13 protein-coding genes are annotated in these 15056 nt (G+C 63.9%); 5 read left to right on the plus strand and 8 right to left on the minus strand.

What is annotated here, in order from left to right; all coding sequences use genetic code 11:
• Positions 1–41: 41 nt before the first annotated feature.
• The 4 genes from OKW38_RS15115 to OKW38_RS15130 all read right to left on the minus strand — a co-directional run bounded on the left by OKW38_RS15115 (position 42) and on the right by OKW38_RS15130 (position 4204).
• Positions 42–230 (minus strand): hypothetical protein, encoded by a 189-nt coding sequence (locus OKW38_RS15115; protein WP_244144826.1) that lies wholly within the window; start codon positions 228–230, stop codon positions 42–44.
• A gap of 204 nt (positions 231–434) precedes the next feature.
• Positions 435–665 (minus strand): hypothetical protein, encoded by a 231-nt coding sequence (locus tag OKW38_RS15120; RefSeq protein ID WP_090805614.1) that lies wholly within the window; start codon positions 663–665, stop codon positions 435–437.
• A gap of 334 nt (positions 666–999) precedes the next feature.
• Positions 1000–1743, minus strand: a complete 744-nt coding sequence (gene lolA / locus OKW38_RS15125) for an outer membrane lipoprotein chaperone LolA (protein ID WP_090803478.1) — start codon at positions 1741–1743, stop codon at positions 1000–1002.
• A 151-nt stretch (positions 1744–1894) separates the two neighbouring features.
• A complete protein-coding gene (locus tag OKW38_RS15130) occupies positions 1895–4204 on the minus strand; it encodes a DNA translocase FtsK (RefSeq protein ID WP_167368628.1) in 2310 nt (769 codons plus the stop codon).
• Between the two features lie 391 nt (positions 4205–4595).
• On the opposite strand from OKW38_RS15130, the gene trxB reads away from it, so the two are divergent.
• From trxB to OKW38_RS15150, 4 genes are all read left to right on the plus strand, one after another.
• Positions 4596–5597 carry a thioredoxin-disulfide reductase gene (gene trxB, locus OKW38_RS15135; RefSeq protein ID WP_090803474.1) on the plus strand — a complete coding sequence of 334 codons (1002 nt, stop codon included), beginning with the start codon at positions 4596–4598 and terminating at the stop codon, positions 5595–5597.
• A gap of 203 nt (positions 5598–5800) precedes the next feature.
• A complete protein-coding gene (locus tag OKW38_RS15140) occupies positions 5801–6568 on the plus strand; it encodes a Smr/MutS family protein (protein ID WP_090803472.1) in 768 nt (255 codons plus the stop codon).
• A gap of 116 nt (positions 6569–6684) precedes the next feature.
• On the plus strand, positions 6685–7344 hold the full coding sequence (locus OKW38_RS15145; protein WP_184059602.1) for a glutathione S-transferase family protein: 660 nt from the start codon (positions 6685–6687) through the stop codon (positions 7342–7344).
• Positions 7345–7474: 130 nt separating this feature from the next.
• A complete protein-coding gene (locus OKW38_RS15150; protein ID WP_090803470.1) occupies positions 7475–8395 on the plus strand; it encodes a LysR family transcriptional regulator in 921 nt (306 codons plus the stop codon).
• 84 nt (positions 8396–8479) lie between these two features.
• Here the strand turns inward: OKW38_RS15150 and OKW38_RS15155 are convergent, their stop codons facing one another.
• The 4 genes from OKW38_RS15155 to OKW38_RS15170 form a co-directional block, all read right to left on the minus strand.
• Complete coding sequence (locus tag OKW38_RS15155) at positions 8480–9595, minus strand: ABC transporter ATP-binding protein (RefSeq protein WP_090803468.1); 1116 nt, start codon at positions 9593–9595, stop codon at positions 8480–8482.
• 93 nt (positions 9596–9688) lie between these two features.
• Entirely contained in the window at positions 9689–10546 is an 858-nt protein-coding gene (locus OKW38_RS15160; protein WP_167368627.1) for a carbohydrate ABC transporter permease, read from the minus strand.
• On the minus strand, positions 10536–11474 hold the full coding sequence (locus tag OKW38_RS15165; RefSeq protein WP_090803465.1) for a carbohydrate ABC transporter permease: 939 nt from the start codon (positions 11472–11474) through the stop codon (positions 10536–10538). The genes OKW38_RS15160 and OKW38_RS15165 overlap by 11 nt, the downstream gene beginning before the upstream one ends.
• Positions 11475–11689: 215 nt before the next feature.
• Positions 11690–12937 (minus strand): ABC transporter substrate-binding protein, encoded by a 1248-nt coding sequence (locus OKW38_RS15170; protein WP_090803463.1) that lies wholly within the window; start codon positions 12935–12937, stop codon positions 11690–11692.
• A 601-nt stretch (positions 12938–13538) separates the two neighbouring features.
• Between OKW38_RS15170 and zwf the strand changes: the two genes are divergently transcribed.
• Positions 13539–15002 carry a glucose-6-phosphate dehydrogenase gene (zwf, locus tag OKW38_RS15175; protein WP_090803461.1) on the plus strand — a complete coding sequence of 488 codons (1464 nt, stop codon included), beginning with the start codon at positions 13539–13541 and terminating at the stop codon, positions 15000–15002.
• Positions 15003–15056 lie beyond the last annotated feature (54 nt).

Here is a 15056-nt window from a genome sequence, read left to right on the forward strand (position 1 = left end):
TTTGTGACCGTCGAACGGCCAATCACAGTGCGCGCCGCGGGCTATTTTTTCGCCGCTTTGCGCCGACGCGATTCGGCCTTGCGACACAGATCCGTGAGCAGCCAACGGGCGACGGTCTCCGGCCGATTCGGCGCATACGAGGCGAATTTGCTCTCGTTCGCGAAATGGACGACGACGGTGCCCGTCATGACGCGATAAGTTCCGGCATAGTTTACGCCGTCCAGTTCCACGCTAAGCGCGTGGGTGGTTTCATATTCCGCGAAAGTCAAAATTAAGGCGATATCTCGAAACGAGACATTATCGCTACGATTTTTCGGAAGTCAAAGAAATATGCAATTGGTTGCATATTAAATTCTCACCGGCGGTAATTGTTGCGTTCTCCGCTTGAAAACCCAAATAACGGGCTGCCGGATTACGTTAGATAACCTGCTGCCTTACTGCCGTTCAAGCCGAACCGTCGGCGTATCGGCGAAACGCTCAAGCGCGCGATTGCCTTCCCGATGGGCTTCGGCCTCGTCGATAAAGGTTTTTTCACTATATGCAACGACCTTGAAACCACTTCCGGCCGCGCGCGGAACCGTTATTCCCCAATGCCACCCGCCCTCCTGCTGGAACACATGGAGGGACGGGGATAAGCGTGAATCGTGTGAAGAAGACAATCTCATGACATGCCTCGTCTTTCCAGACATCCAAAGCGACAACAACCTTCGATCAGTTTAGGCGTTATTTTGTTGCGTTGCAGCAAAAAATTGTTAGAGATTACGAACCCAATCCTGGGAAAATGATCGGACGCGCCAACTCCAGCCCATGAGCAATGCCGGTCTTTCCAGTCTCGCACTAAATCATTACGTCTGCCGGTACGACGATTTAACGTTCGTCGCGGCGCCGGGCGCGCATCCCTAAGCAATCCACGCACCGCGCGAAATAAAAAGCCGCGCTCGACAAGCGCGGCTTCGCCGGCGTTTGCAAAGGCGCCAGTGTCGGCGCCTACCGCGCGGTTTATCCGTTGATCACATCCGCGCCCTTCGGCACCGTGAACTTGAATGCATCGGGCGGCAGTTGCGGATTTTTCTGGATGTTCGAGAACGTGAGCAGCGTCACGTTACCGAACACGTCGTGCAATTCCATCGCTTCGAGATTGCCGTCCTTGAAGCCGATGCCGACGCGCTCGAACTGCGTGTCCTTCGCCTTCGGCGTCAGTTCGAGCCAGTCGATGCCGGCCTTCACGCCCGCGTCGCGCAGCGAGAAGTTCTTGTCCAGATCGTTGCTGCCGAACAGGATCGCCGCCGGGCTTGCGCCGAGCGCGTTGCCGAGCGGGCGCACCGTCACCTGGTTCAGATCCTTGTCGTAGACGTAGAACTTGTCGCCGTCCGCCTGCAGCAATTGCGAGTAGGGCTTCTCGTATTGCCAGATGAACTTGCCGGGCCGCGCGAACATGAACGTGCCGCTCGACGTGGTCGGCTTGGCCGGGTTCGCGGTGGACAGCGCGCCGCTCGCGCCCTGCGCCTTGCTCGGCGCGCGCACTTCCTGCTGCACGAAGGCGCCGCGCGCCGAATGGACCTGCGCGATGAATGCCTTCAGTTGCTCGGTGCCGCTCGCGAACGCGTGCGAGGCGACGAGCAGCGACGCACCGATCGCGACACTGCCCACGGCGCGCGCGATCTTGCGCATGCCGCGGGACACGCGCTCGCCGAGGCGCCCCGCTCGACGCTGTCGGGCATCCTGCTGCGCGATTGCTTGCATAGGTTTTTCTCCCTTGAATGAATTCGGTGATGGGCTGCGCCGGCTCGATGCACTCGCTGAACACAGAGTGACTGGCCCAGCGTCGAGCCGCAATGGCGCACCGGACGGTGCACGCGGCGTCGCTCGCGATGGCCGCAATGGCTCGTTGCGGCTATTCCGCCTCGCGCGCCGGCGCCAGGATCTCGCGATTGCCGTTCGACGACATCGCCGACACCACGCCCGAATTCTCCATCTGTTCGAGTAGACGCGCCGCCCGGTTGTAGCCGATGCGCAGATGCCGCTGCACGAGTGAAATCGACGCGCGGCGATTCTTCAGCACGACGTCGACCGCCTGATCGTATAACGGGTCCGACTCGCCTTCGGTGGACGCGGTTCCCGCCGAGCCTTCATCGCCCTCGCCGCTCACGCCGCCTTCGAGAATGCCCTCGATATAGTTCGGCTCGCCCTGCTCCTTGAGCTTGTCGACGACGCGGTGCACTTCATCATCCGACACGAACGCGCCGTGCACGCGCACCGGCAAACCGCTGCCTGGCGGCAGATAGAGCATGTCGCCCATGCCGAGCAGCGACTCGGCGCCCTGCTGGTCGAGAATCGTGCGCGAGTCGATCTTCGACGACACCTGGAACGCCATACGGGTCGGCACGTTGGCCTTGATCAGGCCGGTGATCACGTCGACCGACGGACGCTGCGTAGCGAGAATCAGATGGATGCCGGCCGCGCGCGCCTTCTGCGCGATCCGCGCGATCAGCTCTTCGACCTTCTTGCCGACGACCATCATCAGGTCGGCCAGTTCGTCGATGACGATCACGATGTTCGGCAAACGCGTCAGCGGTTCCGGATCGTCCGGCGTCAGGCTGAACGGATTCGGCAGCTTCTCTTCGCGCTTGGCCGCTTCGTCGATCTTGTTGTTGTAGCCGGCGAGGTTACGCACGCCGACCTTGCTCATCAGCTTGTAGCGGCGCTCCATTTCGGCGACCGCCCAGTTCAGCGCGTGGCCCGCCTGGCGCATGTCGGTGACGACCGGACACAGCAGGTGCGGAATGCCTTCGTAGACGCTCATTTCGAGCATCTTCGGATCGATCAGGATCATGCGCACCTGCTCGGCGCTCGCCTTGTACAGCAGCGACAGGATCATCGCGTTGATACCCACAGACTTGCCCGAACCAGTCGTGCCGGCGACGAGCAAATGCGGCATCTTCGCGAGATCCGCGCACACGGGCTTGCCGCCGATGTCCTTGCCGAGACCCATCGTGAGCGGCGACGCGGCATCCGCATACACGGCCGAGCCGAGAATTTCGGACAGGCTCACGGTCTGACGGCGCTGGTTCGGCAGCTCCAACGCCATGTAGTTCTTGCCCGGAATCGTTTCGACGACGCGAATCGACACGAGCGACAGCGAGCGCGCGAGATCCTTCGCGAGATTAACGATCTGACTGCCCTTCACGCCCGTGGCCGGCTCGATTTCATAGCGCGTGACGACGGGCCCCGGATACGCGGCGACCACGCTCACGTCGACACCGAAGTCCTTCAGCTTCTTCTCGATCAGGCGCGACGTGAATTCGAGCGTGTCCGCGGAAATGGTTTCCTGCGCGGCTGGCGCGGGGTCGAGCAGCGCGATGGGCGGCAGCGTGGAGTCGCCGGGCAGATCGGTAAAGAGCGGCACCTGGCGTTCCTTCTCGACACGCTCCGACTTCGCCGGCGTGGCGAGCGGCGGCACGATCACTACGGGCTCGTGCTCCTCGATGCGCACGCGGCCCTTCTCGACCTTGCCTTCGCGCTTCACGGCGGCCGCTTCGCCGAGCTTGCGATCGAGCCCGGCCTCGCGGCGCAGCTTCGCGAACGTCACCGCGGAAATGATCGATTCGCCGACCTTCTCCGCGACCGACAGCCACGAAAAACGGAAGTACAGCGACAGCCCGATCCCGAGACCGAGCAGCAGCGCGAGCGTGCCACCGGTGAAGCCGAGCGCATGCGAGATGCCGCGCGCGACAGCCTCGCCGATCACGCCGCCGGGCGCGCGCGGCAACTGCACCTTCAGCGACCACATGCGCAGCGCCTCGAGGCCGTTGCACGACAGCAGCACGAGCATGAACGCGAACGCGTCCGCGAGCCAGCTGACGCCGCGCGGCGCGTCGTCGTCCTGCGGCTCTTCGTTGCGGCTGATGCGCTTGTAGTTCGCGGAGATGTGGCGGCCGAGCAGCACGATCCACCAGTAGGCGGACAGGCCGAACAGCAGCAGCAGGATGTCGGAAGTCCACGCGCCGACGCGGCCCGCCCAGTTCGAGATATGGTCGACCTGCGCGGCATGGGTCCAGCTCGGGTCGTGCCTGCTGTAGCTGACGAGCGACATCAGCAGGAACACGCCGAGGGCCACCTGCAGAATCCAGCGGATTTCGGTGAAGAGGCGCGACATGCGGTGCGGCAATGCCTGCGCGCTCGCGGTATAGGGAGCTTTTGCCATTGATCCTGTTGCCTGGGGTAGCCGGTTCAGGCTGAAACTGCCGCCGGGAACGCGGCCCGAGCCTCGCCGCGCACGGCTTCGGGCCCGATCCCGGCTACCGGAAACTTCGATCCGGGCTATTGTAAACGCTGTGTCCCGCGCAAGGCTGTAAATGACGGTAACCTGGCTGTTTGACCACAGACGCATGCGCGAGGCGCGCTGAATTCGCCGTATCGCGCCGCGGGCTCGCCCCGAGCGCCCACGCCGCCACGCTATCGCGGCGATCAGAAAGCTTGATGGCGCAGCGGCACGCCCCGCCCTTTATAATGCCCGACTGATACCCATCTACAGTTTCAGCTCAAAAACGCACGGCTACGCAGCGGCGAGCCGCGCGCCGTACAAGGATTCGATCATGCCCGCAACTGCAACGAAACACGCCAAGGTTCTGATTCTCGGTTCCGGTCCCGCCGGCTACACGGCGGCGGTTTACGCGGCGCGCGCCAACCTCGCGCCGGTGCTCGTCACCGGCATCGCGCAAGGCGGCCAGCTGATGACCACGACCGACGTCGAAAACTGGCCCGCCGACGCCAACGGCGTGCAAGGCCCGGAACTGATGGCGCGCTTCCTCGAGCACGCCGAGCGCTTCAATACCGAGATCATCTTCGACCACATCCACACGGCGAAGCTCGATGAGAAGCCGATTCGCCTGATCGGCGATTCGGGCGAATACACGTGCGATTCGCTGATCATCTCGACGGGCGCATCGGCGCAGTATCTCGGCCTGCCGTCGGAAGAGGCGTTCATGGGCAAGGGCGTGTCGGCCTGCGCGACCTGCGACGGCTTCTTCTACAAGCAGCAGCACGTCGCCGTGATCGGCGGCGGCAATACGGCCGTCGAAGAGGCGCTCTACCTCGCCGGCATCGCGAAGAAGGTGACCGTGATCCATCGGCGCGACAAGTTCCGCGCCGAGCCGATCCTGATCGACCGTCTGCTCGCGAAGGAGAAGGAGGGCGTCGTCGAGATCAAGTGGAACCATGTGCTCGAAGAAGTAACCGGCGACAACTCCGGCGTGACCGGCCTGCGCATCAAGCACACGCAGAGTGGCGAGACCACTGACATCGCGCTGCAGGGCCTGTTCGTCGCGATCGGCCACAAGCCGAACACGGACATCTTCGCAGGCCAACTCGAGATGAAGAACGGCTACATCATCACGAAGGGCGGCCTGAACGGTTTCGCGACCGCGACCAGCGTGCCGGGCGTGTTCGCCGCGGGCGACGTGCAGGACCACATCTATCGCCAGGCGATCACCAGCGCGGGCACCGGCTGTATGGCCGCGCTCGACGCGCAGCGCTATCTCGAGACCATCAACGAAATGGCCGGCGAGCACGCGATGAGCGCGGAAGCGGACCGCTGATCCGCGCCGCGCTGCCGTATGTCGAGACGAAGTCCCGACAAACGGGCGCGACAGTAAAATGACGGTGGCGCAGCGCTGCTGTCATTGGCTCACGAAGGCCGCGGCTGAAATGCCGGCGGCCTTTGTCGTTTTTGCCGCCTTGTCAATGTGCGTCGAGCGCGTTGGCAGCACCACCGACCGACCTTTCCGCCTGTATTGCCGACATGCCGAAGAATCAGCCCCATCCGAACGAACCGAAACGCCCGCAAGCCGCCACGCGTCCCGCGCCCGCAACGGCTGCGCCCGCCGTCGCACCGAAGCTCGATCGCGCATCGGGGCTCGCCGGACTCGGTGCGTTGCGTGAAGCGTTGAAGGGCGAAGCCGAGCGGCGCGAGCGCGAACAGGCGGCGACGCGAGCGGCGCAGCGCGAAGCGGCCGCCGACGCCGATCTGTTCCGCCGCGAGATCGGCGAAGTCGCGCCGCTCGCGATTCCGCCGCGCGCGACGCTCACGCGCAATCCCCCGCCGCCGCTGCCGGTGCAGACGCTGCTCGACGAGGAGGCGGTGCTGCACGAAGCGATCTCCGACGAATTCGACCCCGAAGTGCTGCTCGAAACCGACGAAACGCTGTCGTATTGCCGCCCCGGCTTGAGCCGCGACGTAGTGCGCAAGCTGCGGCGCGGCGACTGGATCGTGCAGGCGCAGATCGACCTGCACGGCATGCGGCGCGAAGAGGCACGCGAGGCGCTCGCGGAATTCATCCGCGAATCGGCCAAACGCGGCCTGCGCTGCCTGCGCGTGATTCACGGCAAGGGTCTGGGGTCGATCGGCAAGGAGCCGGTGCTGAAGGGCAAGGTGCGCGCGTGGCTCGTGCAGAAATCCGAAGTGATCGCGTTCTGTCAGGCGCGCCCTCATGACGGCGGCGCCGGTGCGGTGCTCGTGCTGTTGCAGCCGGGCTCGTTGCCGCCGCATGGGGCGAGCGCGAAGGTCTGAGGTCGATTTTTTCGGCCGTCGTTCGTCGTGGGGTAAACGGCCAGTCTGGCCGTCGCGCGGTGTGGCTCTCGTCGTCACCGCGTACTCGTGCTGTGCAACCGTCAAAGGTGATCGCGATGCCCCTGCAGCTTTATGCCCATCCGTTCTCGTCCTACTGCCAGAAGGCCCTGACCGCGCTGTACGAAAACGGTACGCCGTTCGAGATGCGCGTGCTCGCGCATGACGACCCGAAGGTCATGGCCGAATTGGCCGCGCTGTGGCCGATCAGGCGCTTCCCGGTGCTCGTCGACGGCGGGCGCACGGTGGTCGAGGCGAGCATCATCATCGAATATCTGGGCCTGCATTATCCGGGGCCTGTCACGCTGTTGCCCGCCGATCCGCGCGTAGCGCTCGAGGTGCGCACGATGGACCGCTTCTTCGACAACTACATTTCGACTCCACAGCAAAAAGTCGTGTTCGATAGCCTGCGTCCCGAAGCCGAGCGCGACCGGCGTGGCGTCGCCGATGCGCGCGCGCTGCTCGACACTTCGTACGCATGGCTCGACCGTCACATGGCCGAGCGCGAATGGGCCGCCGGCGACAGCTTCAGCCTCGCCGACTGCGGCGCCGCCCCGTTCCTGTTCTACGCCGACTGGACACACCCGATCGACCCCGCGTTCGCGCACGTGCGCGCGTACCGGCAGCGGCTGCTCGCGCGGCCCTCGTTCGCACGCGCGGTCGACGAGGCGCGGCCCTACCGGCCGCTATTTCCGCTGGGCGCGCCGGAGCGGGATTGAGCCACGAGCGGCGGTGGCAGTTGCGCGCGAACGAGACGCGGCAGACAACCCGTTTTGCTGGCTGTAGACTTCCTGTCGTGTCGCAAACCTGCCCCGCCCTTCTTCTGGCTCACCACCCACAAGGCACACCATGGACCGTTTCGAAGCGATGGAGATCTTCACGCGCGTGGTCGAAGCGAACAGCTTCACCAAGGTTTCGGAATCGCTCGATCTGCCGCGCGCGAAGGTCAGCCGCACGATCCAGGCGCTCGAGGAACACGTCGGCGTGCGGCTCCTGAACCGCTCGACCCGCCAGGTCAGCGTGACCGAAGACGGCGCATCGTTCTACGAGCGCTGCGTGCGCATTCTCGCCGACGTCGCCGATGCCGAGTCGTCGCTGTCGAGCAAGCGCGAGAATCCGGCCGGGACGATCCGCGTCGACACCTCCGGCACGCTCGCGCGCTCGCTGCTGCTGCCCGCGCTCGACGACTTCTACGCGCACTACCCCGCGATCGACGTGCGCCTCGGTCTCGCGGACCGCAACATCGATCTGATCCAGGACGCCGTCGATTGCGTGATCCGCATGGGCACGCCCGAAGAATCGAGCCTCGTTGCGAAGCGCATCGGGCTTGCGCGCATCGTCACGTGCGCATCGCCCGCGTATCTGCGCAAGTTCGGCACGCCGACCACACTGGCGGACCTCGGCGAGCATCGCGCGGTCAACTACGTGTCCGCGCGCAGCGGCAGGACCTTCCCGTTCGAATACGAAGTGGACGGCGAAATCGAGCGCGTCGCGATGGATAGCACGCTCGCCGTCAACGACGGCTCGGTGTACATCACGGCGGGTGTGTTGGGCCACGGCATCATCCAGCCGTCGCGCTTCATGGTCGCCGAGCTGATCGAGCAAGGCGCGCTCACGGAGATTCTCGGCAACTACACGAGCCCCGGTACACCGCTGTCGATTCTGTATGCGCATCGCCGCAATCTGAGTTCGCGGCTACGCGCGTTTATCGATTGGGTCAGCGAGCTCGCGCGCAACAATCCGGACTTGCGTTTGCCCGAGGCGGCGTAACGGCTGCAAAAGAACAGAAGCCCCATGCGCAATTCAACGCATGGGGCTTTTCTGTAGCGACGGATTCAGCGCTGAGGCGACGACTTACGCAATCCGCTCTTCATTCGCCGGATCGAACAACACCGCCTTCGACGTATCGAACAGCAGCGTCGCATTGTTCTCCGGTTGCGGGTTCGACGCCGGGTGCACGCGGCTCACCACGCGCTTGCCGTTGATCTGCGCGAACACCAGCGTGTCCGGACCGGTCGGCTCGATCACGTCGACCTTCACTTCGACCGGCTGCAGCTTCGAGTCGTCGCCGTGCGCGCCGCGCGCATCGGTGATGCGTTCCGGACGCAGGCCGAGAATCACGTTGTTGCCGACGTGCGAGCGCACCTTCGCCGAATCGAACGGCAGCACCAGCGCCTTGCGCGCGACGCCCGTATCGAGTTCGATGCCGACGCCCGAGCCCTGCTCGACCAGCTTGCCTTCGATGAAGTTCATCGGCGGTGCGCCGATGAAGCCCGCGACGAACAGGTTCGACGGCGAGTCGTAGATTTCCTGCGGCGCGCCGAACTGCTGAACGATGCCGTCCTTCATCACCGCGATGCGGTCGCCGAGCGTCATCGCTTCGATCTGGTCGTGCGTCACGTAGACGATCGTCGTGCCGAGGCGTTGATGCAGCAGCTTGATTTCCGAGCGCATCTCGATGCGCAGCTTCGCGTCGAGGTTCGACAGCGGCTCGTCGAACAGGAACATCACCGGATCGCGCGCGAGCGCGCGGCCCATCGCGACGCGCTGACGCTGGCCGCCCGACAGCTGACCCGGCTTGCGATCGAGCAGATGCTTGATCTGCAGCGTGTTCGACACACGCTCGACGATCTGCGTCTGCTCCTGCTTCGGCACCTTGCGGATGTTCAGGCCGAACGAGATGTTGTCGCGCACCGTCATCGACGGATAGAGCGCGTACGACTGGAACACCATCGCGATGTCGCGATCTTTCGGCGACAGGTTGTTGACCGTCTTGCCGTCGATCTGGATCTCGCCCTTGGTCACGGTTTCGAGACCGGCAATCATGTTGAGCAGCGTCGACTTACCGCAGCCTGAGCCGCCGACCAGAATCAGGAACTGGCCGTCTTCGATGTCGATGTTGACACCCTTCAGAACCGGCACCCCGTTCGGGTAGGTCTTGTACACGTCACGGATGGAAAGGCTTGCCATGCTGTGAATCCTCTAGTCTCTGGTACTGCTTGAAAACGTCTTGTCAGGCGACGACGGCACGCGTTCGGTGAAACGCCGTCGCTCCAGGGTGATTTAGCCCTTCACCGCGCCCGCGGTCAGGCCGCGCACGAAGTAACGTCCGGCGATGATATAGACGAGCAGCGTGGGCAGCGCCGCGATGATCGCGCCGGCCATGTCCACGTTGTATTCCTTCACGCCGGTCGAGGTGTTGACGAGGTTGTTCAGCGCCACGGTGATCGGCATCGAATCGACGCCGGAGAACACGATACCGAACAGGAAGTCGTTCCAGATCTGCGTGAATTGCCAGATCAGGCACACCATGAAGATCGGCAGCGACACCGGCAGCAGGATCTTCGTGAAGATCGTGAAGAAACCCGCGCCGTCGATCCGCGCGGCCTTCACGAGTTCAGCCGGCACGCTCACGTAGAAGTTGCGGAAGAACATCGTCGTGAACGCGATACCGTAGATCACGTGCACGAGCACGAGGCCGCTCACCGTGTTCGCCAGGCCGAGGATGCCTTCGAGGCGCGCCATCGGCAGCAGGATCGCCTGGAACGGAATGAAGCAGCCGACCAGCAGCATCGTGAAGATCGGATCGGCGCCGCGGAAACGCCAGTGCGTGAGCACGTAGCCGTTGAACGCGCCGATGATCGACGAGATCAGCACGGCCGGAATCACCATGCGCACCGAGTTCATGAAGAACGGCTGCATGCCGTCGCAACGCACCCCCGTACACGCGCCGCTCCACGCCTTGAGCCACGGCGCGAAGCTCCAGCTCGTCGGCGGCGTCAGCAGGTTGCCGGTGCGCAACTGGTCGATGTCCTTGAACGACGTCGACAGCATCACATACAGCGGGAACAGGAAGTACAGCGCGAACAGAACCAGGGCCGCGTAAATGACGGCACGGCTAATCGTCATCTTAGGCTGCATTGCGGGTGCTCCTCGATTCCAGATACATCAGCGGCACGAGCACGGCCACTACGGTAGCGAGCATCATGATCGACGATGCCGCGCCGACGCCGAGCTGCCCACGGTTGAACGAAAACGTGTACATGAAGATGGCCGGCAGCGACGTCGACGTACCCGGACCGCCGGCGGTCAGCGCGACGACCAGGTCGAACGTCTTGATGGTGATGTGACAAAGGATCAGCAGCACGGAGAAGAACACCGGCCGCATGCTCGGTATCACGATCTTGCGGTAGATGGTCGGCAGGTTCGCGCCGTCCATCTGCGCGGCCTTGAAGATCTCGCTGTCGACGCCGCGCAAGCCGGCGAGGAACAGCGCCATCACGAAGCCGGTGGACTGCCAGACCGCCGCGATCACGATACAGAAAATCGCCCTGTCCGGGTCGCCGAGCCAGTTGAACGAGAAGCTCGTCCAGCCCCAGTCGTGAAACACCTTCTCGATGCCGATGCTCGGCGTCAGAATCCATTGCCACGCGGTGCCGGTCACGATGAACGACAGCGCCATCGGATACAGGAACACGGCGCGCAGCGCGCCTTCGTTGCGGATCTGCTGATCGAGCAGGATCGCGAGCAACAGACCCAGACCGATGCAGATACCGATGAACGGAATGCCGAACCAGCCGAGGTTCGCGGCCGAAGTCCAGAACACGTCGTTCTGGAACAGTTCGCGATAGCGGTCGAGACCCGCGAACTCCCAACGAGGCATCAGCCGCGAAGTAGACAGCGACAGATAGCCGGTGATTGCGATAAAGCCATACACGAAGATCAGGCTGATCACGACGCTGGGTGCGAGCACCAGCTTCGGAATCCAGCGATCGGCAAGGGCCGCCATGGGCGACGTGCGGCGGGTGACGGCGGCCGTTTTCCCGTTCCCGCTGATGGAAGCAGTCACTACTCGACTCCTGCTGAAACTGTACCGTCGGGCTGCCCGTGCACGCATGGCGCGGGACCGCGACGGTCTGGGTGTGACTCGTAATCCAGGGTGAGCCGCGTGGCGCCGGACTGCGCTGCGAACGAAAGCAGCTCGAGGTCCGACTCGACACGGCCCGAAGGGCGCGCCCGGTGCTTCGGATGCAAGCCGCCGGGCGCAACACTTCGTACTTACGCTTACTTGGTCTTCGCTGCCTTCGCGAGAGCCTGAACCGCGGTCTTCGAATCTTCCTGCGAATTCATGAACTTCGTGACGACGTCGGAGATCGCGCCTGCCGCGGCATCCGGCTGAGCCATGCCGTGAGCGAGCGACGGCACATAACCGCCGGCCTTGATCGCAATCTGCTCATCCGCGTACGACTTCTTCGCGCAGTCGTCGAACTTGTCCATCGGCACGCCGAGACGCACCGGGATCGAGCCCTTGTACAGGCTGAACTGCTCCTGGAACGCCGGCGACATGATCGTCTTCGCGAGCGCGAGCTGGCCCGGCGTCGCGGCCTTCTGGCCCTTCTGCTGGAAGAACACGAACGAGTCGACGTTGAACGTGTAGGCCTTCTCCGTGCCCGGCACCACGGCGCAGACGTAGTCCGTGCCCGACTTCTTGCCGGCGTTGGTGAATTCGCCCTTCGCCCAGTCGCCCATGAACTGCATGCCGGCCTTGCCGTTGATGACCATGGCCGTCGCGAGGTTCCAGTCACGGCCCGTGCGACCCGCGTCGAAGTAGCCCTGGATCTTGCGGACCGTGTCGAACACGCCGACCATCTTGTCCGAGGTCAGCGTCTTCTCGTCGAGGTCGACGAGCGCCTTCTTGTAGAAGTCCGCGCCCTGCGACAGCACGACGTCTTCCCACAGCGTCAGGTCCTGCCAAGGCTGGCCGCCCATCGCGATCGGCTGGATGCCCGCGGCCTTCATCTTGTCGGCCACCGCGAAGAACTCAGGCCACGTGGTCGGCACCTTGCCGCCGGCCTTGTCCAGCGCAGCCTTGTTGATGTACAGCCAGTTCACGCGGTGCACCGAGAAGGGAGCGGCGACGTAGTGGCCGTCCGCGCGAATGATCTTGTCGATTTCCGGCGGCAGGTTCTTCTTCCAGTCGCCCGCGACCGAGTCGATCGGCACCAGCACGCCCTGCGAAGCCCACTCCTGGATCAGCGGACCCTTGATCTGCGCGGCGCTCGGTGCGTTGCCCGAGATCACCTGCGTCTTCAGTGCCGTCATGGCAGCCGCGCCAGCGCCGCCCGCGACCGCGAAGTCCTTCCACGTGTAGCCCTGCTTCGTCATGTCGTCCTTGAGGACGCCGACGGCCTTGGATTCGCCGCCCGAAGTCCACCAGTGCAGCACTTCGAGAGACTCGGCGGCCTGCACGGCCGACACGCCACACATCAGACCCGCAGCGCACAGAGCGCCCATGATCGCGCGAAATTTCATTGCTTATCTCCTCCAGACACCTGAACAAAAAAACGAATGGCCCCTGATGTCGCCAGGGTGCTGTGGTTGGTTCAAACAGGCAAAACACCGGCGATCGAGCACGGTCGGGCGCATGCGCGAGGGCATGTGCCGGCGGACCGATGTCCGGCCGCTGGACGCTCAAGAGGTGAGTGGTTCGGGATGCAACTGACTGTCTCCTCTTTTGATTTTTGCCTGCCCGCATCGCGCTGCAGACTCGAGGTACCTCATACGCCAACTCGACGCCAGCCTGACGTCGGCTGCGGGCAACGACCCCGCAAGCCCGTCGACTCCCCGGCTTTCCGTAAGGTCCGCCGGCACCCTGCTGGCGCGTACCGGAAGGCGTTGTCCCATTGTCCGTCAGCGTGCCGGGGACGCCCGCCGAGTCGCAAAAAGCGTGCATTCCGTCAGTACAGCGCACGCTCTTTTTTCATCGAATTAGCGCTACCTCTTGATTTGGATTGTAGTTAAACTACAATTCAGTGTCAAAAAATATTTTATCGGACTACGGTCGCTCTTCCGGGGCGCTGCGCGTGCAGTGTCCGATCAGCGCGGCGGCCCTTCAGGACATCGACGGAGACTCATGCATACCGACACAAGCTTCACCTTCGTTCTCTTCGGCGGAACCGGCGATCTGTCGATGCGCAAGATCCTGCCCGCGCTGTTCGAGGCGCACCGCGCGGGCGGCATGCTCGCCGACAGCGGCAAGATCGTGGCGCTTGCGCGGCACGTCGAGGATCGCGGCGAGTATCTGCAGTGGGTCGACGGGCACGTCAAGCCGCATGTGTCGAAGAACGGCCTCGACGAAGCCGCGTGGACGAGCTTCCTCGCGCGCATCGAGTTCGTGAAGATCGATCTCGGCAATCCGGATGACTTCGCGCAACTGCGCGACGCGATCCAGGAGATGCCCGGCATCCGCGTGTTCTATCTGGCGACGGGTCCGTCGCTGTTCGTGCCGATCTGCCATGCGCTCGCCGCGGTGGGCCTGAACCACAACGCGCGCATCGTGCTCGAGAAGCCGCTCGGCTACGACCTGAAGTCGTCGAACGCAATTAATGATGCGGTCGGCGAAATCTTCGCGGAAGAACAGATCTACCGGATCGACCATTACCTCGGCAAGGAGCCGGTGCAGAACCTGCTCGCGCTGCGCTTCGGCAATGCGCTGTTCGAGCCGCTGTGGCGCCGCGAGTGGGTCGAAAGCATCCAGATCACGATCGCCGAGGAACTCGGCGTCGAAGCGCGCGGCGACTTCTACGACAATACCGGCGCGCTGCGCGACATGGTGCAGAACCACCTGTTGCAGTTGCTGTCGATCGTCGCGATGGAACCGCCCCACTCGATGGATTCCGACTCGGTGCGCGACGAAAAGCTGCGCGTGCTGCGCGCGCTCAAACCGGTCGAGCCGCAGGACATCGGCAAGGTCGCGGTGCGCGGCCAGTATCATTCGGGCGTGATCCGTGGCAACACGGTCCCGGCCTACGCGACCGAGCACGGCGTGAAGCCCGATAGCTCGACCGAGACCTTCGTCGCGCTGAAGGTCGAGATCGGGAACTGGCGCTGGGCCGGCGTGCCGTTTTTCCTGCGCACGGGCAAGCGGCTCGCCGATCGCGTCGCCGAGATCGTCGTGAATTTCCGTGCGGTGCCGCATTCGGCGCTTGGCGCGTCGGCGCTGCGCGCGGGCGCGAACCGCCTCGTGATTCGTCTGCAGCCTAACGAGACGATTCGTCTGTACTGTCTCGCGAAGCAGCCCGGCGAGGGTATGAACCTCGCGAGCGTATACCTCGATCTCGCGTTCGACCGGTTCTTCCGCGAAGGCCAGATGGAGGCCTATCAGCGGCTGCTGCTCGACGTGATCCACGGGCGCCTCGCGCTGTTCGTGCGGCGCGACGAACAGGAAGCCGCATGGCGCTGGGTCGAGCCGATCCTGAACGAGTGGAAGGCCTCGACCAAGCCGCCCAAGCCGTACGCGGCGGGCACGTGGGGACCGGCCGCGGCGAGCGCGATGCTCGCCCAGCACGGCACCTGCTGGCTCGAGGAAGAGAATTGAGTTTGATGAATTGATGGACGGCGCCGCGCGCGATGAACACCTCGGCGCGCGGCG

This window comes from Paraburkholderia sp. MM5496-R1, assembly GCF_050436205.1.
In the GTDB taxonomy this organism is placed as follows: Bacteria; Pseudomonadota; Gammaproteobacteria; order Burkholderiales; family Burkholderiaceae; genus Paraburkholderia; species Paraburkholderia tuberum.